The organism is Halomonas sp. 3D7M (genome assembly GCF_014897885.1).
GTDB lineage: Bacteria > Pseudomonadota > Gammaproteobacteria > Pseudomonadales > Halomonadaceae > Vreelandella.
In genome coordinates, this window is record NZ_JABUZF010000095.1 from 34,491 (window position 1) to 54,937 (window position 20,447).

General features: G+C 54.0%; 19 protein-coding genes, 4 tRNA genes and 1 pseudogene (1 of these 24 only partly in view). 15 read left to right on the top strand and 9 right to left on the bottom strand.

What is annotated here, in order from left to right:
- Nucleotides 1-39: 39 nt before the first annotated feature.
- Complete coding sequence (locus tag INT22_RS03945; RefSeq protein ID WP_193061460.1) at nt 40-417, bottom strand: hypothetical protein; 378 nt, start codon at nt 415-417, stop codon at nt 40-42.
- Between INT22_RS03945 and INT22_RS03950 the strand changes: the two genes are divergently transcribed.
- On the top strand, nt 416-1,318 hold the full coding sequence (locus tag INT22_RS03950) for a TIGR01777 family oxidoreductase (RefSeq protein ID WP_193061461.1): 903 nt from the start codon (nt 416-418) through the stop codon (nt 1,316-1,318). The genes INT22_RS03945 and INT22_RS03950 overlap by 2 nt on opposite strands.
- A 10-nt stretch (nt 1,319-1,328) precedes the next feature.
- Here INT22_RS03950 and rapA read toward each other — a convergent pair whose 3' ends face one another.
- Together rapA and INT22_RS03960 are read right to left on the bottom strand one after the other, a co-directional pair.
- Entirely contained in the window at nt 1,329-4,274 is a 2,946-nt protein-coding gene (gene rapA, locus INT22_RS03955) for an RNA polymerase-associated protein RapA (RefSeq protein ID WP_193061462.1), read from the bottom strand.
- A 114-nt stretch (nt 4,275-4,388) separates the two neighbouring features.
- Nucleotides 4,389-5,192, bottom strand: coding sequence for a TlpA family protein disulfide reductase (locus INT22_RS03960; RefSeq protein WP_193061463.1), 804 nt, complete (start codon nt 5,190-5,192; stop codon nt 4,389-4,391).
- Nucleotides 5,193-5,258: 66 nt separating this feature from the next.
- Here INT22_RS03960 and INT22_RS03965 point away from each other — a divergent pair, with 66 nt between their 5' ends.
- Both INT22_RS03965 and INT22_RS03970 read left to right on the top strand, forming a co-directional pair.
- Entirely contained in the window at nt 5,259-5,504 is a 246-nt protein-coding gene (locus tag INT22_RS03965) for a hypothetical protein (protein ID WP_089040023.1), read from the top strand.
- A gap of 97 nt (nt 5,505-5,601) precedes the next feature.
- Nucleotides 5,602-6,810: an ABC transporter substrate-binding protein gene (locus INT22_RS03970; protein WP_089040022.1), complete on the top strand. Its 1,209-nt coding sequence runs from the start codon at nt 5,602-5,604 to the stop codon at nt 6,808-6,810.
- A 108-nt stretch (nt 6,811-6,918) separates the two neighbouring features.
- Here the strand turns inward: INT22_RS03970 and INT22_RS03975 are convergent, their stop codons facing one another.
- The 6 genes from INT22_RS03975 to typA all read right to left on the bottom strand — a co-directional run bounded on the left by INT22_RS03975 (nt 6,919) and on the right by typA (nt 14,468).
- Nucleotides 6,919-8,244, bottom strand: coding sequence for an ABC transporter permease subunit (locus INT22_RS03975; protein ID WP_193061464.1), 1,326 nt, complete (start codon nt 8,242-8,244; stop codon nt 6,919-6,921).
- A complete protein-coding gene (locus INT22_RS03980; RefSeq protein WP_120385940.1) occupies nt 8,244-9,248 on the bottom strand; it encodes a branched-chain amino acid ABC transporter permease in 1,005 nt (334 codons plus the stop codon). The genes INT22_RS03975 and INT22_RS03980 overlap by 1 nt, the downstream gene beginning before the upstream one ends.
- Nucleotides 9,249-9,264: 16 nt before the next feature.
- Nucleotides 9,265-9,993 (bottom strand): ABC transporter ATP-binding protein, encoded by a 729-nt coding sequence (locus INT22_RS03985; RefSeq protein WP_193067725.1) that lies wholly within the window; start codon nt 9,991-9,993, stop codon nt 9,265-9,267.
- A gap of 85 nt (nt 9,994-10,078) precedes the next feature.
- Nucleotides 10,079-10,849, bottom strand: coding sequence for an ABC transporter ATP-binding protein (locus tag INT22_RS03990; protein WP_083000439.1), 771 nt, complete (start codon nt 10,847-10,849; stop codon nt 10,079-10,081).
- A 52-nt stretch (nt 10,850-10,901) separates the two neighbouring features.
- A complete protein-coding gene (locus INT22_RS03995) occupies nt 10,902-12,335 on the bottom strand; it encodes a sodium-dependent transporter (protein ID WP_193061466.1) in 1,434 nt (477 codons plus the stop codon).
- Nucleotides 12,336-12,641: 306 nt separating this feature from the next.
- Nucleotides 12,642-14,468 carry a translational GTPase TypA gene (typA, locus tag INT22_RS04000; RefSeq protein ID WP_193061467.1) on the bottom strand — a complete coding sequence of 609 codons (1,827 nt, stop codon included), beginning with the start codon at nt 14,466-14,468 and terminating at the stop codon, nt 12,642-12,644.
- A gap of 163 nt (nt 14,469-14,631) precedes the next feature.
- Here typA and INT22_RS04005 point away from each other — a divergent pair, with 163 nt between their 5' ends.
- The 12 genes and pseudogenes from INT22_RS04005 to rplL all read left to right on the top strand — a co-directional run.
- Nucleotides 14,632-15,615, top strand: coding sequence for a biotin--[acetyl-CoA-carboxylase] ligase (locus INT22_RS04005; protein WP_120385937.1), 984 nt, complete (start codon nt 14,632-14,634; stop codon nt 15,613-15,615).
- The gene (locus tag INT22_RS04010) at nt 15,612-16,451 is read left to right on the top strand and encodes a type III pantothenate kinase (protein ID WP_089040016.1); all 840 of its coding nucleotides are present in this window, start codon (nt 15,612-15,614) and stop codon (nt 16,449-16,451) included. The genes INT22_RS04005 and INT22_RS04010 overlap by 4 nt, the downstream gene beginning before the upstream one ends.
- A gap of 138 nt (nt 16,452-16,589) precedes the next feature.
- Nucleotides 16,590-16,673 (top strand) — tRNA-Tyr (locus INT22_RS04015).
- Between the two features lie 105 nt (nt 16,674-16,778).
- Nucleotides 16,779-16,852, top strand: a tRNA-Gly gene (locus INT22_RS04020).
- 14 nt (nt 16,853-16,866) lie between these two features.
- Nucleotides 16,867-16,941, top strand: a tRNA-Thr gene (locus tag INT22_RS04025).
- A gap of 141 nt (nt 16,942-17,082) precedes the next feature.
- Nucleotides 17,083-17,158, top strand: a tRNA-Trp gene (locus tag INT22_RS04030).
- 73 nt (nt 17,159-17,231) lie between these two features.
- Nucleotides 17,232-17,615, top strand: coding sequence for a preprotein translocase subunit SecE (gene secE / locus INT22_RS04035; RefSeq protein ID WP_125744928.1), 384 nt, complete (start codon nt 17,232-17,234; stop codon nt 17,613-17,615).
- Nucleotides 17,616-17,623: 8 nt separating this feature from the next.
- Nucleotides 17,624-18,157 carry a transcription termination/antitermination protein NusG gene (gene nusG / locus INT22_RS04040; RefSeq protein WP_089040014.1) on the top strand — a complete coding sequence of 178 codons (534 nt, stop codon included), beginning with the start codon at nt 17,624-17,626 and terminating at the stop codon, nt 18,155-18,157.
- A gap of 123 nt (nt 18,158-18,280) precedes the next feature.
- On the top strand, nt 18,281-18,712 hold the full coding sequence (gene rplK / locus INT22_RS04045; protein WP_009098963.1) for a 50S ribosomal protein L11: 432 nt from the start codon (nt 18,281-18,283) through the stop codon (nt 18,710-18,712).
- Between the two features lie 2 nt (nt 18,713-18,714).
- Entirely contained in the window at nt 18,715-19,407 is a 693-nt protein-coding gene (gene rplA / locus INT22_RS04050) for a 50S ribosomal protein L1 (protein WP_030074217.1), read from the top strand.
- Between the two features lie 298 nt (nt 19,408-19,705).
- Nucleotides 19,706-20,209, top strand: coding sequence for a 50S ribosomal protein L10 (rplJ, locus tag INT22_RS04055; protein ID WP_009723910.1), 504 nt, complete (start codon nt 19,706-19,708; stop codon nt 20,207-20,209).
- 112 nt (nt 20,210-20,321) lie between these two features.
- A pseudogene (gene rplL, locus INT22_RS04060) lies at nt 20,322-20,447 on the top strand (50S ribosomal protein L7/L12); it runs 269 nt beyond the window's last position.

The following is a 20,447-nucleotide window of genomic DNA, read 5'->3' on the forward strand; positions in this document are numbered from 1 at the left end:
AAAAGGCCCGTGAATTGATCCGCGAGTATCCTGGAGCTGTCAGCCCGCAGCCATCTTATCAAGCGTTGTAATGTGGGTTTCAAGCGTCATGGAGGCATTCGGTAAGGCGTTAAGCGTATCGGCTAGATGGCGGGTGATTACGCTCATACAGGGCGTGCCGGTATAGCGTAGCTGAGCGTCATTGTGTGTTTGCCAGCCGGATGCACTAGCCTGATAACGAGATGTGGGCCAACTAGCGACACAACCAGCGGCCTGCCACTCGGCTACTTTATTGGCGAATCGTTGATTGCGTACAGTGAACGCTTGAACACCTAGCTTCAGTGCCGTTGAGGGACGTCGTTTACTTGACATACGACTGCCGGGGTTACGCGCTTTATCAAACAACGCCACCTCAACAAACCATAGGAGTGACACCATGCGGGTATTAATCACCGGAGGTAGCGGCTTTGTTGGTCAGCGGCTCTGCCAGCAACTCCTCACCCAGGGGCATGATGTGCAGGTGGTTTCCCGGGCCCCGTATCAGGTGCGTGGTAGGTTGCCAAAAGCCTGCGATATTCGTGATAGCGCTCAGGCATTTATGGACACCCCTCCGGCGGTGTTGGTGAACCTTGCCGGTGAGTCGATTGCTGCAAAGCGCTGGAGTAACAGCCAAAAAGAGACACTAATTCGCTCTCGTATCGACAGTACGCAGCAACTGATGACGCTTTGTGAACAGCTCAAAGCCAACGGGCAAGCGTTACCCAGCGCGATGATTAGCGGCTCTGCGATGGGCTATTACGGCGATCAAGGCGACAAAGTGGTGGATGAAACAACGTCGCCAAGCGATGAGTTTGCTCATCAGCTTTGTGCGCAATGGGAAGCGGCGGCAAAACCGATTGAGGCGATGGGCGTTCGCTTAGCGATACTGCGGATTGGTTTAGTGCTTGAAGCGGGAGGCGGTACGCTGCAGAAGATGCTGCCACCCTTTAAGCTCGGACTTGGGGGGCGTTTTGGCAGTGGCGCACAGTTTATGCCCTGGATTCATCGTGATGATCTTGTGGCAGCGATTATGTTTTTGATGAACGAATCAACGCTTTCAGGCGCATTTAATGGCAGTGCACCGCACCCGGTGACAAATGCTGAGTTCACAAAAACGTTAGCTAAGCAGCTTCACCGGCCGGCGATTTTCCCCGTGCCCGCTTTTGTACTAAAAGCGGGCTTCGGAGAAATGTCGCAGCTGTTGCTGACCGGGGCCGATATGCGCCCTGCACGCCTGACCGAGGCTGGGTTTACCTTTCAGTACCCGACACTCGATAAGGCGTTAGCGGCGATTCTTTAGTCTTTCCGCGTTAGGCGTTGGGATCGACGGTGATTATCACTCGTACGGAATCAAGCCGTAAGCGGGTGTTTTCTATTGCGTCGCTGAGCGCTTGGCGCTCTTGCTTCAGCGCCTCAAGTTCTTCACTACGAACAGCTGGATTATGCTCTGCCAGGGCAGTCAAGCGGGCTAGTTCGGCATCTAACTGAGCTCGCATACGTGTTTCAGCGCTTTCTACGATGCTGGGCAGTTCACGTTCGGCTTCACCTTCCCCCTGAATGAGGAGCGCACGCAGCTGGTCATGGCGGCTTTTGATCAAATCTCGTGCCAGTGATTTGTTCACTTTCTGTAGATTCTTGCCAAGGCCAGTGAAGGAGATCTTGCGGGTTAAGTTTGCGCCTGACTCATCAAGTAGGACGCGCACTGCCGTAGGCGGTAGGAAGCGGTTGAGATGTAGCGACTTAGGTGCAGGGCAATGGGTGCGGAACACCAGTTCAGCCATTAAACGGCCGCTGGGAATGGCGGGATGGCGTAATAGCGCCAACGCGGTGTTTCCCATCGTGCCATCTAAGATGCGCTCCATCATTTCGCGTAGCAGCGGGTGTTCCCAAGAGAGTCGCTGAATATCGTCTCGTGCAAGCGCTAACGAACGGCTGTAAGTAGCCGAGAAGCCCTCTTCACCTTTCACTAGCCCGGGGAGCCCATCCAGCATGTGTTGGCTAGGCTGCAAATAAAGCAAGCCATTGCCAATCTCTTGACTGTCTACACCAAAAATATCCAGGGCGCGCTCTACAAAACGCGGCAACGCTGGGTCTTCATCCAACTCACGCACCGCATCAATTACCTGCTGAGCACGGGCAGGGCGGCAGGCATTTAGCTCTAGCAGTCGGTTACGACCTGCGTCCCGTTCAGCCAACTTGGCGGTGAACATTTCACGGGTTTCTTCGATGATCTCATTGAGCATTTCATCATCGAGTAACGCATCGGCCAGGGCATCGCCAAACGCATCAAAGAGGTCGCTGCCAATGCCGTGAGGCGCGCTAAAAGCATCCATGCCTTCGTGATACCAGCGCAGCAGACGCTCACCTGGGCTGCCAGTGAAGGTGGGAGCATGGAGCTCAATGGTGTGGCGCTGCCCTATCCGGTCGAGGCGGCCGATACGCTGCTCCAGCTGGTCGGGATGCTGGGGCATATCAAACATCACTAAGTGGCGGCAGAACTGAAAGTTGCGGCCTTCCGAACCGATTTCAGAACACACCAGCACTTGGCAACCGTCTTCTTCATCGGCAAATGCCGCTGCGGCCCGGTCACGTTCGACCAGCGATAGCCCTTCGTGGAACACCGGTGCGTGATAGCCACCTAGCACGCGCAGTCCCTCGGCAAGTCCTTCAGCGGTTTCTCTGTGGTGAGCAATAATCAGTACTTTGTCGTTGGCAAAGCCGCTGTCGCTATCGTCGCTAAGCTTTTCCAGCAGCCAGTTTACCCGTGGGTCGATATGCCACCAGGATTCAGTGTTAAGCGGGTCGTTGCTAAGCTCGCGATACATAGTGTCTGGATAGATCAACACGTCCGGATGATCCATGCCCGTTTCAATCAGCAACTCGTCCAGGTAGTCATCATCGCGCTCCAAGCGACGCAGCACGCGCCGATAGGCCGATGGGAGTTCCAACTGAGCTAGGTGCAGGCGACGTTCTGGGAATCCTCCCACATGACGGCGGCTGTTGCGGAACATGACGCGCCCGGTACCGTGACGATCAAGCAGAGCATCGCGTAACTGAGCGCGAGCAGCATTCTGCTGTTCGGTACTTGCTTCAAGGTTGCATAACGTTGCTAGCAGCGCCTGGCTGTCGCGGTCGTCTGCTACATTATTGACCCGTTCACGTGCCTCGACGGTATTGGGAAGCTCATCCAAGGCATCAATGGCTTGAGCGACAGCGATGTAATGATGCTCTTCGTCTTTAAAGCGTTCGATGTCGTGGTAACGCTCGGCATCTAACAAGCGCAGGCGAGCGAAATGGCTCTCAACCCCCATCTGTTCTGGCGTAGCCGTCAGCAGTAATAAGCCAGGGATATCAGCAGCGAGCTGCTCAACGCACTGATAGCCTGGGCCACTGCCATCAGGGCTCCAGTCGAGGTGATGGGCTTCATCGACGATCAGCAGGTCAAAGTGGCTCGCCAGGGCCTGTTCTTGACGATGCGTGTTGGCGAATAGCCAACCTTGACTGGCCAGTACTATTTGGGCGCTTTCAAATGGGTTGGCGCTACCGTGGGCGAGACTTTGCTGCTCATCTAGCAAACTTACCTTGAGTGAGAAACGGCGTAAAAGCTCTACAAGCCATTGGTGAGTAAGGCTGTCAGGCACCAAAATTAATGCGCGTTCTACTCGGCCAGCCAGCAGTAGGCGGTGTAGAACCAGCCCAGCCTCAATCGTTTTACCCAGCCCAACCTCATCCGCAAGCAGGACACGTGGCGCATGGCGGCCTGCCACTTCGTCAGCGATATAAAGCTGGTGGGGAATCAGGTCGATACGCGGCCCAGCAAAGCCCAGGGCGCTGTGCTGCTCGATGCGCTGATAATGGTGCAGCGTGCGAAAGCGCAGATCGAACCAATCATTGCGATCAACCTGGCCAGTTAGCAGTCGGTCGCGTGCCTGATCAAACTGCATAGTGTCGGCGAGCTTTGCCTCAGATAGTTCTCGAGGGTTGCCATCGCTATCTTCGCCAATATAGGTGATTAAGCCGTGGGTCTCTTTGCTATCGTCTACGATCATCTGCCAGCCATCAGCAGAAATCACGCGGTCGCCACCGCCGAACATGACGCGAGTTAAGGGGGCTTGGCGAGTGTTGTACGTACGGGTTTCCTGGCTGGCACTGAACAAAATGGTAACGCTACGGGCGTCGCAGTTAAGCACGGTGCCGAGTCCAAGCTCAGCCTCGCCGTCGCTAATCCAACGCTGGCCGGGAGAAAAATCGCTCATGATGCCTCGAGGAAGTCTACAGAAACAGGTTGTACGCCACCGGGGCAGGTTTCCGGTGGCAACAGGGCGGGGGATTCTAACGCAAAGCGGCGGGGGGATTAAGGTCTATCGTGGTCAATCTTTTAACCAGCGTTCCAGCTGGGCTCGGGTTAACTCGCCAACGTGGACATCCTGCGTGTTGCCCTGGCGATCAAAAAGTACCGTGGTGGGTAGGCCTGGCGCTTGAAATTGCGCCATTAGCGTTTGGCTTGGGTCACGCAGCGCGTAGCGAAAATCCAGTCCTTGCTCGTCTAAATAGCGCACGACGGGCAGTAAGTCCTCGCCTTGGTTCGCGATTACCACACTGACATCGTCACGCTTGGCTGCCTCTTCAAGCAGCGGCATCTCCCGCAGGCAGGGTGGGCACCAGGTCGCCCATAGATTAACGATAATAAGGTCACCGCTCTCAGCCAGCGAAGGGAGATGCACTGCGTTGCCGTCCACATCGTCCAACGTCACCTCCGGCAACGCATCAATAGCAAATTCATTGCCTAAGGGGGCAAGCGTTACCAAGACCAGCCACAGGCTTGTCGTGCCAACCAACAGGGCAAGGCCGCCGATAAGCGACAGCAGCCGCTTGCGCAGTGTCCAGGCTGTCCAAATTAACCCCGCGATTAGGCCACCCAGCGCGTTGTAACCGGGTTGCCATAGCTTGAGCGCCTCGAGCGGTTCTGCGCTGTAGCTTTCCCAGTTGAGCACGACAAAAACAATTCGAGCCGCCAGTAGCCATACCACCAGTAGCCCGTTGAACCAGCGCCCATGCTGAGAAGACGTTAATCCCAACAGATAGCGGCTAGCCAATAACAGCAGTAGGGCGCAGCCGAGGGCATATAGCCTAGGGGTGGAGATCAGCAGTGGTCCAATGGCAATCGCATTCATGATTTTTCCGTTAAGCAGGTACACTGGTGAACCATACCACGCACGTTAAACATTACGGAGATGTCTATGCCGCAACCCGCTTTCGACATACTGCGGGCGCTGGCCATTGGGTCGCAGGCGCTGGGTTTAATGCTGATTATTACGCTGGAAACCGTAATGGGCGATGCTGCGCGCCCCTGGCAAGGGGGTGTGCTGGCTGTCATGGTCGCGTCGGCGCTTACGATTGCGCTGGTGCGACTGTACCAAAATAAGCGTTACCAAAAACAGATGGCTGAGCGTCGCCAAAATGCGGATGAAGAGGAGGAGCGTTAGAAAGCGTTGCTTGTGTTTTTGGCGTTACGGTTCCAGATTAAGAGAAGTCCCGCGCTGGACAGTCGGGGCACTTAATATACTGGGAGCGACCAATAATATGATTAATAAGCGCACATTAGCCACCGCCGTTGCGGCCTCATCACTCGCTTTAGCGGGCATGGCCCAGGCGGAGGTCAAAGTTGGCTTCTTGGGCGGCTTTACCGGGGGAATTGAAAGCCTGACGCCACCCATTTTTGCAGGTGCTCAGCTTGCCGTTGCGCAGATAAATGAGCAGGGCGGCATCTTGGGTGGGCAAACATTGGAAATGCCTTCCGGGGATACCACCTGCTCGGATGCATCGGCTGCGTCTAACGCCGCAGATCGTATGGTGAACTCTGAGCAAGTCACCGCGATTGTCGGCGCTTTATGTACTGGGGCGACGGTTGCCGCTGCTAATAACGCCGCGGTTCCCGGTGGTGTGTTGATGGTCTCACCTGCGTCAACGGCCCCCGCTGTCTCTGAGTTAGACGACAACGACTTAGTTTTCCGTACCGTGCCATCGGATGCCTTCCAGGGCGAAATGCTTGCTAAGCTACTGCTTGATAAAGGTATCGACTTTGTCGCGGTGACCTACGTTAACAACGACTATGGCCGTGGCTTATCGGATGCCTTCAGTGGCGCCTTTGAAGCGGGCGGTGGCGAAATAGCCGAAAACCTCGCACATGAAGATAACCGTGCCGACTATCGCTCTGAGCTTGGCTCGCTGTCTTCGAGTGGCGCAGACACGCTGGTCGTGCTGGCCTATGCCGATACCTCCGGCCAGACGGTACTGCGCCAAGCCTACGAAAGCGGCATGTTCACCCAGTATGTGGGCGCCGATGGCATGGTGGGGGATAGCTTAATAGAAGCGATTGGCGCAGACGTGCTAGACGGCATGATCGCCACACGGCCTGGTAGCCCTGATCTCCCCGGCACGGACATCTTTAATGAAGCGGCAACTGCGGCAGATATTGATCCTAGTGCCGTGTTTGCTGCCCAGGCTTATGACGCGGCTTTCCTAGTAGCGTTGGCTATTGAGCAAAATGGCAGTGCCGAGCGTGAAGGGCTTTCTGAAGCGCTACGCAGTGTTTCCAGTGCGCCAGGCGAAGTGATACTGCCGGGTGAGTGGGAAAAAGCGCTTGAGCTGATCGCAGCGGGTACCGAGATCAACTACGAAGGCGCCTCTGGCTCTCATGAATTTGATGAAAACGGCGACGTGCCTGGGGTTGTTGTGGAAATGGTGGTAGAAGACGGCTCGTTCACCGGCAAGGGCTTGGTTGACCTCTAGTCAAAATGACGTTCTTTAAGCAATAACCGAAACGCCCCAGGCGAGCCTGGGGCGTTTTTTTAGCACTGTAAGTTTTTAACACTGTGAGTTTTTAGCACTGTGAGGACGTTAACCGAGGGTTTTAATTTTCTCTGGCAACAGACCTTTCGGAGCAAAGCGTAGTACCAGGGTAATCAGCATACCGATTACTAGAACCCGCGCTTGCAGTGCCCGGCTATCCATATTGCTAGGCGCTTCCCAGCCGAAGGCGTTTTCCCCCAGCGTGACCGCTAGTTGCATTAAAAATAGCGCCAACGGCTCTGACATAATCCAAATGATATAAACCGCGACCGCCCCAAAAATGGTGCCAAGGTTATTACCTGGGCCACCTAAAATAACCATGACCAGCACCAGGAAGGTGTGGTTGAGAGGCAAGTAGCCTTGAGGATCAAACAGGCTGTTAAAGGTGCCCAGCATGCCGCCGCCAAGGCCCATCAAAATGCAGCCTAATACGAAAATCTCCAAGCGCCGCTTATTGATATTTTTACCCATGGCCGCTGACGAGACTTCGTTATCGCGAATCGCACGAATCATTCTTCCCCAGGGGGCGTGGTAAGCCCTATGGAGTAAAAAGAAAATCACTGCGATCACGACAGCTGTCACTGAGAGATAAATCGCTCGGGAAAGCGTAAAGCCGAGTTCCGCCGGGCCGGGGGTCGGCCAAGGAAGAGGTGATACCGTGGCCGTGCCACGCGTCAGCCAGTCGGAATTTTTCAAAAAAGCTTTGATGATTTCCGCGATACCCAGGGTGGCAATGGCGAGGTAGTCACTGCGTAGGCCAAGGCAAACGTGGCCAATAAAGTAGCCAACGCCGCCAGCCAGCGCGCCACCTACAATCCAGCCCACCCAGGCCGGCAAGCCAAATCCGCCAATAAAGCCCGCTTGAGACTGTATTTGGCTGGTCACTTCGCGCAGCAGGCTGATGACAATCAAATAGAGTACGATCCCGATCACGATGGCGAGCACGGTGCGTAGCTTTTTCGGCACGCCGAATCGGTCAAGCTTTGTCACTCCGACGACGATCAAGGTTGCCGCAATGCCATACAGCAGAACTTGGCCGAGTTCTCCCGGCAGTTCGGTACCCCAGAATGCGTCATTCACCGGGACGCTAAATAGCATGGCGCAGAAGCCGCCGAGCGCGACGAAGCCCATGACGCCAGCATTAAACTGCCCGGCATAGCCCCATTGAATCGTTAGGCCCAGGGCAAGAATGGCGTAACAAGCAGCCTCTACCAGCATACGCGTGCTGTAGGCCGCTCCCATTATCGCGTAGACCGCTAGCACGGCAGCTAATAGAGCGCCAAACAGCACCAGTTCGCGCAACGGAAAGCGCCGTTCAGGAGTGGCATCTTTGGGCGTGTAAGCAGGATTACGGTTTTTTGTGGAATGGCTCATTAGATCACCTTGCCTTTAAACAGGCCGGTAGGACGCCACACTAAGATGGCCACCAAAATAAAGAACGGCACCACAATTTTGTACTCAGTGCCTACAAAGGCGAGGTTGGAGGGGAGCTCTAGCCAGGTAGGTAGACTGTCGCGGAAAGGACGCAGGAGAACATTCCAATTAAATACTGCCAGGGTTTCTGCAAAGCCGACGACAAATCCTCCTGCAATGGCCCCGTAGGGGTGGCCTACGCCGCCGACAATGGCCGCCGCGAAAATAGGCAGTAGCAGGAAGAAACTTAGGTCAGGTTTAAACGTGACGTCTAATGACAACAGGGTGCCCGCAATTGCCGCCAGTGCGCCAGCAATCACCCAAGTGACGGCTACGATGGTGTTGGTATTAATGCCAGATGCCTGGGCAAGCTCGGGGTTGTCTGACATGGCGCGCATGGCTTTGCCAAGTCGCGAGCGATTGAGGAATAGGTGTAGGGCGACCACGGCCACTAGCGTAATCACAAACAGATAAATCTGTGGTTCGGTAATCACGATGGGAGCTCTAACTCCCTCGAAAGGCAGCGCGAGACGGAAGATTTCTTTGCGGTCGTCGACGTATAAGCTCTGACCGCCGGTGCCTGAGAATAGCCGGATAAGCCCTTGGAGCATAAGTGTCACGCCCAGCGAGCCAATCACCATCACGATAGGCTTGACGCCATGGGCGCGTAGCGGCTTATAAAACGCTTTATCAATGCCTACTGCCAGCGCTGCAGTAAGCAGCATCGCTAGCGGCAGCATGATGAGCGCCGTCGGCACCCCAATACTGGCGCCCACCGCTGGGAAGGCGGTCGTCAGGAGCAGCACCATGAAGGCACCAAACGTCATGATGTCGGCATGGGCAAAGTGGGCAAAGCGCATAATGCTAAAAATGAGCGTGACGCCAATGGCGCCAATGGCATAAATAGAGCCAGTGACGCTACCTGCAATCACCACGTTATTGATAAAAAAGACCAGTTCGTTCACGCGTTTCTCCCCCGGGCTAGCCGCCCAAAAAGCTTTTGGCGACGTCAGGGTCAGCCAGTAACGCAGCCCCCGTGTCTGTAAAGCGGTTTTGTCCCGCCGCCAGCACAAAGCCTTTATCGGCAATGGCTAAGGCCTGTTTAGCGTTCTGTTCCACCATCAAAATGCCCACGCCGGCAGCGTTAATTTTTTTAACCCGGTCAAAAATTTCATTCATGTAAAGGGGCGACAAGCCAGCGGTTGGCTCATCCAGCAGCAGCAGACTAGGTTCAGCCATTAGCGCACGACCCATGGCGACCATTTGGCGCTGGCCACCGGAAAGCTCTCCTGCAGGCTGGTGGCGCTTCTCAACGAGAGGGGGGAAGAAGTCGTAAACCTGCTCCAGCATGCGCCTTACGTTTTGCGGTTTTAGATAGGCGCCCATTTCCAGGTTTTCTTTCACCGTCAGGCTGGGGAAAACGTTTTTCTCCTGGGGGACAAACCCCATGCCACGCTCAACCAACTGATTCGGCGGCAGGTTATGGATCGGCTGCCCGTTAAGCAAAATCTCGCCTTGATTAACGTTCAGCAGCCCAAATACTGCTTTTAGCATAGTGGATTTGCCAGCCCCGTTAGGGCCAACAATGACACCGACTTCATCGGAATACAGGGTCATATTGACCCCGTTAAGGATATTCATACTGCCATAGCCGCCGTGCACATCGCGTGCCTCGAGCAGTGGCTGTGGGGATGACGGTGTGGATGACATAAACGCGTCTCAGCTGGGCCGCACTGCGGTGAACAATGGCGACCATGTTGTTGTGGCTATTGTTTAGGTGACAAACTCAGCGCTATCAAGCGGCATCAGTACCGAAATAGGCTTCTATAACGGCCGGATTGTTTTGTATTTCTTCAATTGAACCCTCAACCATAACGCTGCCTTGTGCCAGTACAATCACTGGATCGCAGAGCCGCGAAATCATATCCATATCGTGCTCAATCACCAGAAAGGTATAGCCCATTTCGCGATTTAAACGTTCGATGTTGCCCATTAAGTCGCCGAGTAGCGTGCGGTTTACACCGGCGGCAATTTCGTCTAACAGCACGACTTTGGCATCGGTCATCATCGTGCGGCCAAGCTCTAGCAGTTTTTTCTGACCACCCGATAAGTTGCCCGCAAGCTCGTTACGTACATGATGCAAGCCAACAAACTCAATGACTTCCAGTGCGCGGCGGCGTACCTCTGCCTCCTGGCTGCGGACCAGAGCAGGCTTGAACCAGGTGTTGAATAGACGTTCCCCTGCTTGGTTGGGTGGCACCATCATCAAGTTTTCCAGCGCGCTCATTTGGCTGAACTCATGGGCGATTTGGAAGGTGCGCAGTAACCCTTTGTGGAAACGTTGATCAGCGCTTAGCGACGTAATGTCTTCACCGTCCAGCAGAATGCGGCCACTATCTGGCGTAAGTGCGCCCGCAATTAAATTGAAAAGCGTCGACTTACCTGCCCCATTGGGGCCGATCATGCCGGTAATCGAACCCTTTTCAACCCGGATTGAGCAGTCATTGATAACGTGCAGCCCGCCGAAGGCTTTGTTGACGTGTTGTACCTCAATAAGGGGAGTCATCGTGTCCTCGCGCCGCAGGCGACCTTTGTCCACCCGCGTTATTAGAATTATATTAAGCAGACTTACGCAGTCGCTGACTCAAGGCAAATATACCCACAATGAGCAGTGCGCCGAGGGTTGGGACAACGTAGCCTTCCACCTGTGGAATAGTGCGTAAAAATACAAACGACACCGCAGCAGGGCCAACAAAGCGCACCAGGAAGCGCCAGGTTTTAAACCAAGTGATGTTGGTGCCAAGCTCTTTCATGACTTCGTTTTGAGTCAGTGCCCAGCCCGCGAATAGAGCGATCATTAGCCCGCCCAGCGGCATAAAGATATTGGTCAACAGCTCAATGAATTCAAAAGCGCTGCGTCCAAATAGAGCGTGGAAAAGCGTCCCTTCGGCCCATATATTGAAGCTCACCACTGTCAGTAAGCCCATCGCCCAAGCCGCGACGACCATGATGGTGACTGCCTGAGGGCGCGTCATATCAAAACGCTCAACCAGGAAGGCAGCGACCGGCTCTATCAATGAAATAGACGAGCTAATCGCGGCTCCTAGCACCAGAATAAAAAAGACCCCGCCCACCAGAGCACCAAACGGCATGTCAGCAAATGCTAGCGGCAGAGTGACAAACATCAGTCCCGGGCCTTGGCCGGTTTCGAGTTCCGCACCAAATACCAGCGAGAAAATTGCTAGCCCTGCCACCATGGCAACTGCAGTATCTACAAATGCCACGGCGATAGCGGTACGGGTTAGAGAGGCTTCGCTGGACATATAAGCGCCGTAGGCCATGATGGCCCCCATTCCAAGGCTCAGGGTGAAGAAGGATTGCCCCATCGCTTGTAACCAGCCTTCTAAGCTGAGATCGGCAATATTGAACGTAAACAGAAAGCTGGCTGCCGCTCTCACGTCACCATTGATGACGCCGTAGATAAGCACCACGATGAGAATAACAAACAGCGCTGGCATCATGATGCGCAGCCCTGACTCTATCCCTTTATGAATCCCCATGCCGACAATTAATGCCGAGAAGGCGATAAACAGCGTGTGATAAAGCGTCATCAGACCCGGAGACGCCAGCAACGCATCAAAGCCAGCGCTAATCGTTGCTGCATCGGCACCCACGAGTGAGCCGGTTAGCATCAGCCACGTGTAGTGCAGTGCCCAGCCAGCGATGACGGAATAAAAGCTTAAAATTAAAAAAGCGGAAGCAGCGCCCAGCCAGCCAATCGATTCCCAGGCACGGGAGGTCTTGTGTGTTTTAGTTAAATGGCGCATCCCCATAATAGGGCTTTGACGACTGGTACGGCCAAGCATTGTTTCGGCAATTAAAATGGGGATGCCGACAGCAAAGATGGTCAGTGCATAAATTAAAATAAACGCGCCGCCACCATTTTCACCGGTGAGATAGGGGAAGCGCCAGAGATTGCCCAAGCCGACGGCTGAACCTACCGCCGCCAGCAAAAACGTGCCTTTGTGAGTCCAGACGTTATGACCGCTCATGTGGAGGAGTGTCCGTGTGGTAGTGGAAGGATGAGGGTAACTATCCAAACACTTGTATGAATTGTAGATTGCCAGCGGCCTAGGGACGCACTGATAGTAGCGTTACTGTGCGATAGAACGCTTACGCTTACCAGCCTACTAGCGTTAAGGCTGCGTTTACGAAGCCACTTGGCGCAGGGGGCGGGGCGTGTGGGGTAATACGGAGACGGGAAATGAGCGAGGGGTGATCGTTAGCCGAAGCTAAAAAAGAAGCCCGCACATGGCGGGCTTTGGGGTACTTACTATCGAGCATGGACTGGTGAGAGCTTACTTCTTGCTAGCACGCTTGCGCTCGTTTTCGGTCAGGTGCTTCTTGCGTAGACGAATATGGCTGGGAGTAACTTCAACCAGTTCATCGGAATCCAAGAATTCGATAGCCTGCTCAAGAGTAAACTTGATCGGCGGCGTCAACACGATGTTTTCATCGTTACCCGTTGAGCGCATGTTATCGAGTTTCTTACCTTTGGTCGGGTTAACGACCATGTCATTGGCACGATTATTAATACCAATCAGCATACCTTCGTATACTTCAGTGGCGTGATCGATAATCAGCTTGCCGCGCTCTTGCAGGGCGTAGAGTGCATAAGCAAGGGCTTTGCCGCCAACCATTGAGACCAGTACGCCATTGCGACGCTCGATGGAAGCATCGGGCTTTAGCGGGCCGTAGTGATCAAAGCGGCTGGTCAGGATGCCGGTGCCGGAGGTCAAGGTTAAGAATTGACCACGGAAACCAATCAAACCGCGCGCCGGGATGATGAAGTCGAGACGCACACGGCCCTTACCATCGGGGTTCATATTGGTCATTTCACCCTTGCGGTAGCCAAGCTCTTCCATGATCGAGCCTTGATGCTGCTCTTCACAGTCGATGATGACTTCTTCGTAGGGCTCTTGCTTAACGCCGTCGATCTCTTTAATGATGACTTCTGGGCGGCCAACCGCCAGCTCGAAGCCTTCGCGACGCATGGTTTCAATCAACACTGATAAGTGAAGCTCACCACGGCCAGAAACCTTGAACTTCTCAGGGGTTTCGCCCTGCTCAACGCGTAGCGCCACGTTGTGGATAAGCTCTTGTTCCAGGCGATCTTTAATATTACGGCTGGTGACGAACTTACCTTCTTTTCCGGCGAACGGTGAGTCATTGACCTGGAACGTCATCGAAACGGTCGGCTCGTCAACAGACAGCGGCGGCAGCGCTTCAACGGCGCTCGGATCGCACAGCGTGTCAGAAATTGATAGATCTTCAATGCCAGTAACGCAGACGATATCACCTGCTGTCGCTTCCGTTGTCTGGACGCGCTCAAGACCCATATGAGTCATGACCTGGCCGATCTTACCCTTACGGGTAGAGCCATCAACGCTGATGACCGAGATTTGCTGGTTAGGCTTCACCGAGCCACGCTTGATGCGGCCAAGGCCGATAACGCCAACGTAGCTGTTGTAATCCAGTGCGGAGATTTGCATCTGGAATGGACCATCGATTTCAACCGCGGGCGGCTCAACGATATCGACAATCGCCTGGAACATGGGATCCATGTTGTCGGCCAGCTCTTCAGGGTCCATGCCAGCAATGCCGTTTAGCGCCGAGCAGTAGATAATCGGGAAGTCGAGCTGGTCATCAGAAGCCCCTAGGTTGTCAAACAGATCAAAGATCTGGTCGATAACCCAGTCCGGGCGTGCGCCAGGGCGGTCAATTTTATTGACGACGACGATCGGCTTCAGACCCTGGGCAAATGCTTTCTGGGTAACGAAGCGAGTCTGCGGCATAGGGCCGTCAACCGCGTCTACCAGAAGCAGTACCGAGTCCACCATGGACATAACCCGCTCAACTTCGCCACCAAAGTCGGCGTGTCCAGGGGTGTCCACGATGTTGATGTGGTAATCCTTACCATTGCCATCTTGCCACTGAATAGCAGTGTTTTTGGCCAGGATGGTAATACCGCGCTCTTTTTCCTGGTCATTGGAGTCCATGATGCGCTCTTGGCCTTCGGCCTTGCGGTCGAGCGTTCCGGACTGGCTTAACAGCTTGTCTACCAAGGTAGTTTTACCGTGGTCAACGTGGGCGATGATGGCAATGTTGCGAAGATTCTCGATCACGACGCGATCCTGCTAGAAAAATAGGGCGGCATTATAGGGTCTGGGCGCGGTCCACTACCAGTGCTGTCTTAAATAAAGGTGCAAGTCAATAACCTAAACATGGCAGTTTTCGCTCCAGCGGTGCTTCCGTTAAGATAGGCGTTTTCCCAGTTGGGGCAAGCACATGACCATCGGTAACCTGATGCGTTTGTTGAGCGATGGCGAGGTTCATTCCGGTGAACAATTAGGTGAAGCGCTGGGCGTTTCTCGAGCCGCCGTATGGAAACAACTAAAAAAGTTAGACGCACTGGGCGTTGAATTGGTGGCTGTGAAAGGTCGAGGGTATCGACTTGCCTATCCGCTAGAGCCGCTTGATGGGGCAAAAATTGTAGAGCGTTTGCCCGCTAGTGCTCGCCACCTCTTAACCAGACTATTCATTGAAGACCAGTTGCCATCGAGCAATGAATATGTGCGCGAACGCTTTGCGCAGGGGGCCGGGCACGGTGAGGTATGCTTCGCTGAGCTACAAACCGCAGGTCGTGGCCGTCGCGGGCGCGTATGGTCTACGCCTTGGGGGCAAAGCTTGATGCTCTCGCTTGGCTGGCGTTTTGAATCAGGAGTTAATGCGCTGGAGGGGTTGAGTCTTGCGGTTGGCGTGGTGGTTGCGCAAGTGCTGGAGCAGTATGGGGTTTCACCAAAATTAAAATGGCCTAACGATATACTGCTGGCAGAGAAAGGTAGTGAGCTTGGCAAGCTGGCCGGTATTTTGATTGAAGTCACTGGGGATGCAGCGGGCCCATGTGAAGTGGTCATTGGCATTGGTATGAATCTATCGCTACCCGATAGCTTGCGTGCCGCTATTGATCAGCCTGTGGCAGCGCTGTTTGATGCAAAAGCGGGTATTTCGCGCAATCAGTTAGCCGCGGATATGGTGTCTGAGCTATTGGATATGCTGGCAGGTTTCGAAAGCGAAGGGTTTGCCCCTTGGCGAGATGAATGGAATAGTCGCCATGCCTATGCAGGGTTGCCGATCCGTATTATTCAGGGTGAGCGCTCAAGTGATGCAGTGGCTAGAGAGGTAGATGAGAGTGGTAATCTTTGGGTTACCGAAAATGATCACTCGCGACGCCTGTCCGGCGGTGAGATCAGTGTACGCAGGCGCCTATGATTTTGGATTTGGATATCGGCAATACGCTATCGAAATGGCGTTTAAAAGATGCCGAAAGTAGTGAAATACGTTCACGAGGTGCTGTGTGGACACGGGAGGAGTGGCGGCCTGGGTCAGATATTCCGAATCTTGATGTCGTCGAGGCGGTGCGCATTTCCAGTGTCGCTAGAGCTGCCGTGCTGGAGGAGACCGTTGCCTTGCTGCGTCGCCAAGTGCGCCAAGTGTATGTTGCACGCTCAACTCCTGAAGCACTGGGTGTTGTCAACGGGTATGAAGAGCCTGGGCGACTGGGCGTCGATCGTTGGATGGGGGCGCTGGCAGGCTACCAATTGGCGGGCGGTTGCTGTGCAGTCGATTGTGGTAGTGCGATCACCATTGATTTTGTATTGCCGGGTGGTGTCCATCTCGGCGGATTTATCGTCCCCGGGTTACGATTAATGAAAGAGAGCCTTAAATTAGGCACCCGCAACGTAGCCATTGATCCAGAAAGTGAAGCTGATGCGTTATTGGAGCCGGGGAGGCGCACGGTAGATGCTGTCAATCACGGTATCTATATGGCGGCGGTCAGTGCGATTAATAGAATTTACAGTGAAGTCTGCGATCAGCAGGGGATTGCATTGCCAGTGCTGTTGACGGGTGGTGATGCCAGAGTGGTTTCCCGTGGTGTTCAAGTGCCCCATGCGGTATGGCCGGATATGGTCTACGGTGGGCTGGAAGCCTGCTTTCCGCTGACCTTTGCGGAGCGTGCTGGAAAAATGTCAGGCGCACCAGGGGTGCCTGAGCCTGTTTCGTTAGAAAAAATTCGCGCAGGTCTTGCATTCTCAATGCTGCTTTGACAGAATGCAGCGCGTTCCAAGGCATAAGCCACTTTAAATATTAGTGCGCAAGTGTTGGTAAGTTCACAAGCTTTGATAAATAAAGAGTTTGTAAGCTTGACATGGCTTTGGAGGCTGGCATAATGTGCCGCCACAGCTGGAGAGGTTCCCGAGTGGCCAAAGGGAGCAGACTGTAAATCTGCCGCGAAAGCTTCGAAGGTTCGAATCCTTCCCTCTCCACCAGTTTTATCGAGCAGTGACTGAGTCGTTGCTTGGGAATGAAAGGCCGGTAAGCGGGCTTAGCTACTGTATCTCGTGCAACGGGTTGTCATTCCATAGGCAAGTTCGGCGGGCGTAGTTCAATGGTAGAACCTCAGCCTTCCAAGCTGATGGTGCGGGTTCGATTCCCGCCGCCCGCTCCAGTTTGATGTATTTAGCTCATGTAGCTCAGGGGTAGAGCACACCCTTGGTAAGGGTGAGGTCGACGGTTCAATTCCGTCCATGAGCTCCATATTGCATAAAAGCGAGCCAAGCTCGCTTTTTTTGTTTTCACTTGTCAGTTTGATAAGTGTTGAGGGTTGTCAGGCGGAAAGTTATCCGCTATTATGGCGCCCGCTGTTGCGTAGGCATTTGTTTGCGCACATGACGATACAGGCCAGTAGCTCAATTGGCAGAGCAGCGGTCTCCAAAACCGCAGGTTGGGGGTTCGATTCCCTCCTGGCCTGCCAGCCTTCCCCAGGTTGGTATGTCTTTTTCTAGAATTCCTTTGTCGCTCGCTGCACCCTTGGGAGTCTCGTTTTTATGAAGCCTAGTTCCGTAAAACATGGCGAAGAGGTGCAACAGTCGCGCCATGACGGGCTCAAGTGGGCGGCGGTTGTGGCGCTGCTTGTTGTTGCAGTTGTTGGTAATACCTATTTCGCTGATATTGGCCTGCTCTACCGCGTATTAGGTGTGGTGGTGTTGTGTGTGATTGCGGGTTTGATCGCGCTGACCACTGCTAAAGGTCGCGATTTAGTAGAGCTTGCCGTCAGCGCCAAGAAAGAGATACAGCGCGTTGTATGGCCGACTCGCCCCGAAACCATTCAGACCACAGCCATTGTGCTGGCGGCTGTTGTGGTGGTGGGTTTGATGCTGTGGTTGATTGATACTCTTCTTGGCTGGGCGATGTCCGGCGTCATTGGTTAGGAGCTTTCATGTCCAAACGTTGGTATGTCGTCCACGCTTATTCCGGCTTTGAAAAGCATGTCATGCGTTCGCTTATCGAGCGCGTGAAAATGTATGGCATGGAAGATCGCTTTGGCGAAATTCTCGTGCCGACGGAAGAAGTCGTTGAAGTGCGTGACGGAAAGCGCCGTAAGAGTGAGCGCAAATTCTATCCAGGCTACGTGCTGGTCGAGATGGAAATGGCCGATGAAACCTGGCATCTCGTCAATGAAACTCCGCGTGTAATGGGGTTTATTGGTGGCACGAAAGAGAAGCCTGCACCTATTACTTCGCGTGAAGCCGATGCTATTTTGCGTCGCGTGAAAGACGGTACTGATAAGCCGCGGCCCAAAACCATGTTTGAGCCGGGTCAGTCGGTTCGCGTTATTGATGGTCCGTTTGCTGACTTTAACGGCGTCGTTGAAGAAGTGAACTATGACAAGAGCCGTTTGCAGGTCAGCGTGCTGATCTTCGGGCGGGCAACGCCTGTGGAACTTGAGTTCTCTCAGGTAGAGAAAGAGTGAGTTTAATTAAGTAGCGGGATGGTGTGCATTGCACGCCATCCTTGCATTATGTGAAGCAGCTAAGCGCTGCTTTATGTGTACCGGGGAGCCGTAAGGCGCTATCACCCAACTGGAGTATTTAGCATGGCCAAGAAAGTACAGGCTTATATCAAGCTGCAGGTTGCTGCAGGTAAAGCCAATCCTAGTCCGCCCGTCGGCCCCGCGCTGGGTCAGCACGGCGTGAACATCATGGAATTCTGTAAGGCGTTCAACGCGGCTACTCAAGAAATTGAGCCAGGTCTGCCGACGCCTGTCGTGATCACCGTTTACTCTGACCGTAGCTTCACGTTCGTCACCAAGACGCCGCCTGCTGCCGTACTGCTGAAAAAAGCAGCGGGCATCAAGTCTGGTTCTGGTGAGCCGAACAAGAAGAAAGTTGGTACCGTTACGCGTGAACAGCTCGAAGAGATCGCTAAGACCAAAGAGCCCGATATGACGGCTTCTGATCTCGATGCCGCGGTGCGCACCATCGCTGGCAGCGCTCGTAGCATGGGCCTAAACGTGGAGGGTCTCTGATCATGGCTAAACTAACTAAGCGCGCGAAAGTTATTCGCGAGAAAGTAGACCCGAACAAAGCTTACTCTCTTGAAGAAGCGGTTGCGCTGCTCGCTGAGCTGTCCACCGTTAAATTCAAAGAGTCCTTGGATGTGGCGATCAATCTTGGTGTTGATCCGCGTAAATCTGACCAAGTTGTACGTGGCGCTACTGTCATGCCTAACGGTACTGGCAAAGACGTACGCGTAGCGGTCTTCACCCAGGGTGCTAACGCCGATGCTGCTAAAGAAGCAGGCGCTGACATCGTAGGTATGGAAGATTTGGCTGAGCAAGTCAAAAAAGGCGTGATGGATTTTGACGTCGTGATTGCCTCTCCCGATGCTATGCGTGTTGTCGGTCAGCTGGGTCAGATTCTTGGTCCGCGCGGCCTGATGCCTAACCCGAAAGTTGGTACCGTTACACCTGACGTTGCCACTGCGGTTAAAAATGCTAAGGCAGGCCAGGTGCGTTTCCGTACCGACAAAAATGGCATTATCCACACAACGTTGGGTAAAGCTGATTTTGAAGCATCCGCTGTTCTGGGTAACCTGGAAGCGCTGGTTGCTGACCTTAAGAGGCTCAAGCCGAGCTCTTCTAAAGGTATCTACTTTAAGAAAGTCACCCTGTCCACTACCATGGGCCCAGGCTTGACTATCGACCACTCTGCGTTGGTATAAGCAGGTAGTCGTAAGATTTTTGTAAGAACCGAGCAAGAACTTTGCGGTCCCCTGTTAATGCGTAAGCCAGGCAGGGCATCGTCAAAGACCGCAGGTGCCGCATCTTTTAGAGGTGCGGCTTAATCGCCCTTAAAGCGCCTGCGCAGATGGTGTGGCCGCCAGTTGGTTGAGGTTTTTAGCCAAACCGCTTTCTGGTGAGCACCATCCCCCAAGGCTTCCAGCGTTATTTATTTATCGTCTGGAAGAGATGGTAACCACCGGAGCCTGTTGTGGGTTCCGGCACGAAGGAGTGATCACTGTGCCACTAGCACTTGAAGGCAAGAAAGCGATTGTTGCCGAGGTCAGTGAAGCGGCCAAGGGCGCACTCTCCGTCGTAGTTGCCGATTCTCGCGGCGTTACAGTCGGTAAAATGACCGACCTGCGTAAGCAAGCGCGTGAGAATGGCGTCCAGCTGCGTGTTGTTCGCAACACTCTGGCACGCCGCGCCCTCGAAGGTACTCAGTGGGAGTGCCTGAACGAGAGCTTTGTTGGTCCTACTCTGCTGGCTTTCTCTACTGAGCACCCGGGCGCTGCCGCTCGTTTGTTCAAAGAGTTCGCGAAGCAAGATCAGAACTTCGAAGTGAAGGCGCTGGCCTACGAAGGTGAGCTGATTCCGGCTGCTGACATCGATCGTCTGGCAACCCTACCGACTTACGACGAAGCAATTGCCAAGTTGATGTCGGTAATGAAAGAAGCCTCCGCTGGCAAGCTGGTTCGTACTCTGGCCGCTCTGCGCGACCAGAAGCAAGAAGAAGCTGCATAAGCAGGCCTTTTTGCAAGCAGTCTGCGCTGCATAAGCAGGGCGCTGCTTGAACCATGCAATGAATCCTGAGCACTCGGTAGACCGAGGCTCCCGCAAAGTTAGGAATGAGACAATGGCACTGACCAAAGACGATATCATCAATGCTGTAGCCGACATGTCCGTAATGGAAGTTGTCGAGCTGATCGAAGCAATGGAAGAGAAATTCGGCGTTTCTGCTGCAGCAGCCGTAATGGCTGGG

What these genes read in the sequence shown, in the direction of transcription:
- INT22_RS03950 (WP_193061461.1), top strand. Translation starts at nt 416, where the DNA reads ATGCGGGTATTAATCACCGGAGGTAGCGGCTTTGTTGGTCAGCGGCTC.
- INT22_RS03945 (WP_193061460.1), bottom strand. Translation starts at nt 417, where the DNA reads ATGGTGTCACTCCTATGGTTTGTTGAGGTGGCGTTGTTTGATAAAGCG.
- rapA (WP_193061462.1), bottom strand. Translation starts at nt 4,274, where the DNA reads ATGAGCGATTTTTCTCCCGGCCAGCGTTGGATTAGCGACGGCGAGGCT.
- INT22_RS03960 (WP_193061463.1), bottom strand. Translation starts at nt 5,192, where the DNA reads ATGAATGCGATTGCCATTGGACCACTGCTGATCTCCACCCCTAGGCTA.
- INT22_RS03965 (WP_089040023.1), top strand. Translation starts at nt 5,259, where the DNA reads ATGCCGCAACCCGCTTTCGACATACTGCGGGCGCTGGCCATTGGGTCG.
- INT22_RS03970 (WP_089040022.1), top strand. Translation starts at nt 5,602, where the DNA reads ATGATTAATAAGCGCACATTAGCCACCGCCGTTGCGGCCTCATCACTC.
- INT22_RS03975 (WP_193061464.1), bottom strand. Translation starts at nt 8,244, where the DNA reads ATGAGCCATTCCACAAAAAACCGTAATCCTGCTTACACGCCCAAAGAT.
- INT22_RS03985 (WP_193067725.1), bottom strand. Translation starts at nt 9,993, where the DNA reads ATGTCATCCACACCGTCATCCCCACAGCCACTGCTCGAGGCACGCGAT.
- INT22_RS03990 (WP_083000439.1), bottom strand. Translation starts at nt 10,849, where the DNA reads ATGACTCCCCTTATTGAGGTACAACACGTCAACAAAGCCTTCGGCGGG.
- INT22_RS03995 (WP_193061466.1), bottom strand. Translation starts at nt 12,335, where the DNA reads ATGAGCGGTCATAACGTCTGGACTCACAAAGGCACGTTTTTGCTGGCG.
- INT22_RS04005 (WP_120385937.1), top strand. Translation starts at nt 14,632, where the DNA reads ATGACCATCGGTAACCTGATGCGTTTGTTGAGCGATGGCGAGGTTCAT.
- INT22_RS04010 (WP_089040016.1), top strand. Translation starts at nt 15,612, where the DNA reads ATGATTTTGGATTTGGATATCGGCAATACGCTATCGAAATGGCGTTTA.
- secE (WP_125744928.1), top strand. Translation starts at nt 17,232, where the DNA reads ATGAAGCCTAGTTCCGTAAAACATGGCGAAGAGGTGCAACAGTCGCGC.
- nusG (WP_089040014.1), top strand. Translation starts at nt 17,624, where the DNA reads ATGTCCAAACGTTGGTATGTCGTCCACGCTTATTCCGGCTTTGAAAAG.
- rplK (WP_009098963.1), top strand. Translation starts at nt 18,281, where the DNA reads ATGGCCAAGAAAGTACAGGCTTATATCAAGCTGCAGGTTGCTGCAGGT.
- rplA (WP_030074217.1), top strand. Translation starts at nt 18,715, where the DNA reads ATGGCTAAACTAACTAAGCGCGCGAAAGTTATTCGCGAGAAAGTAGAC.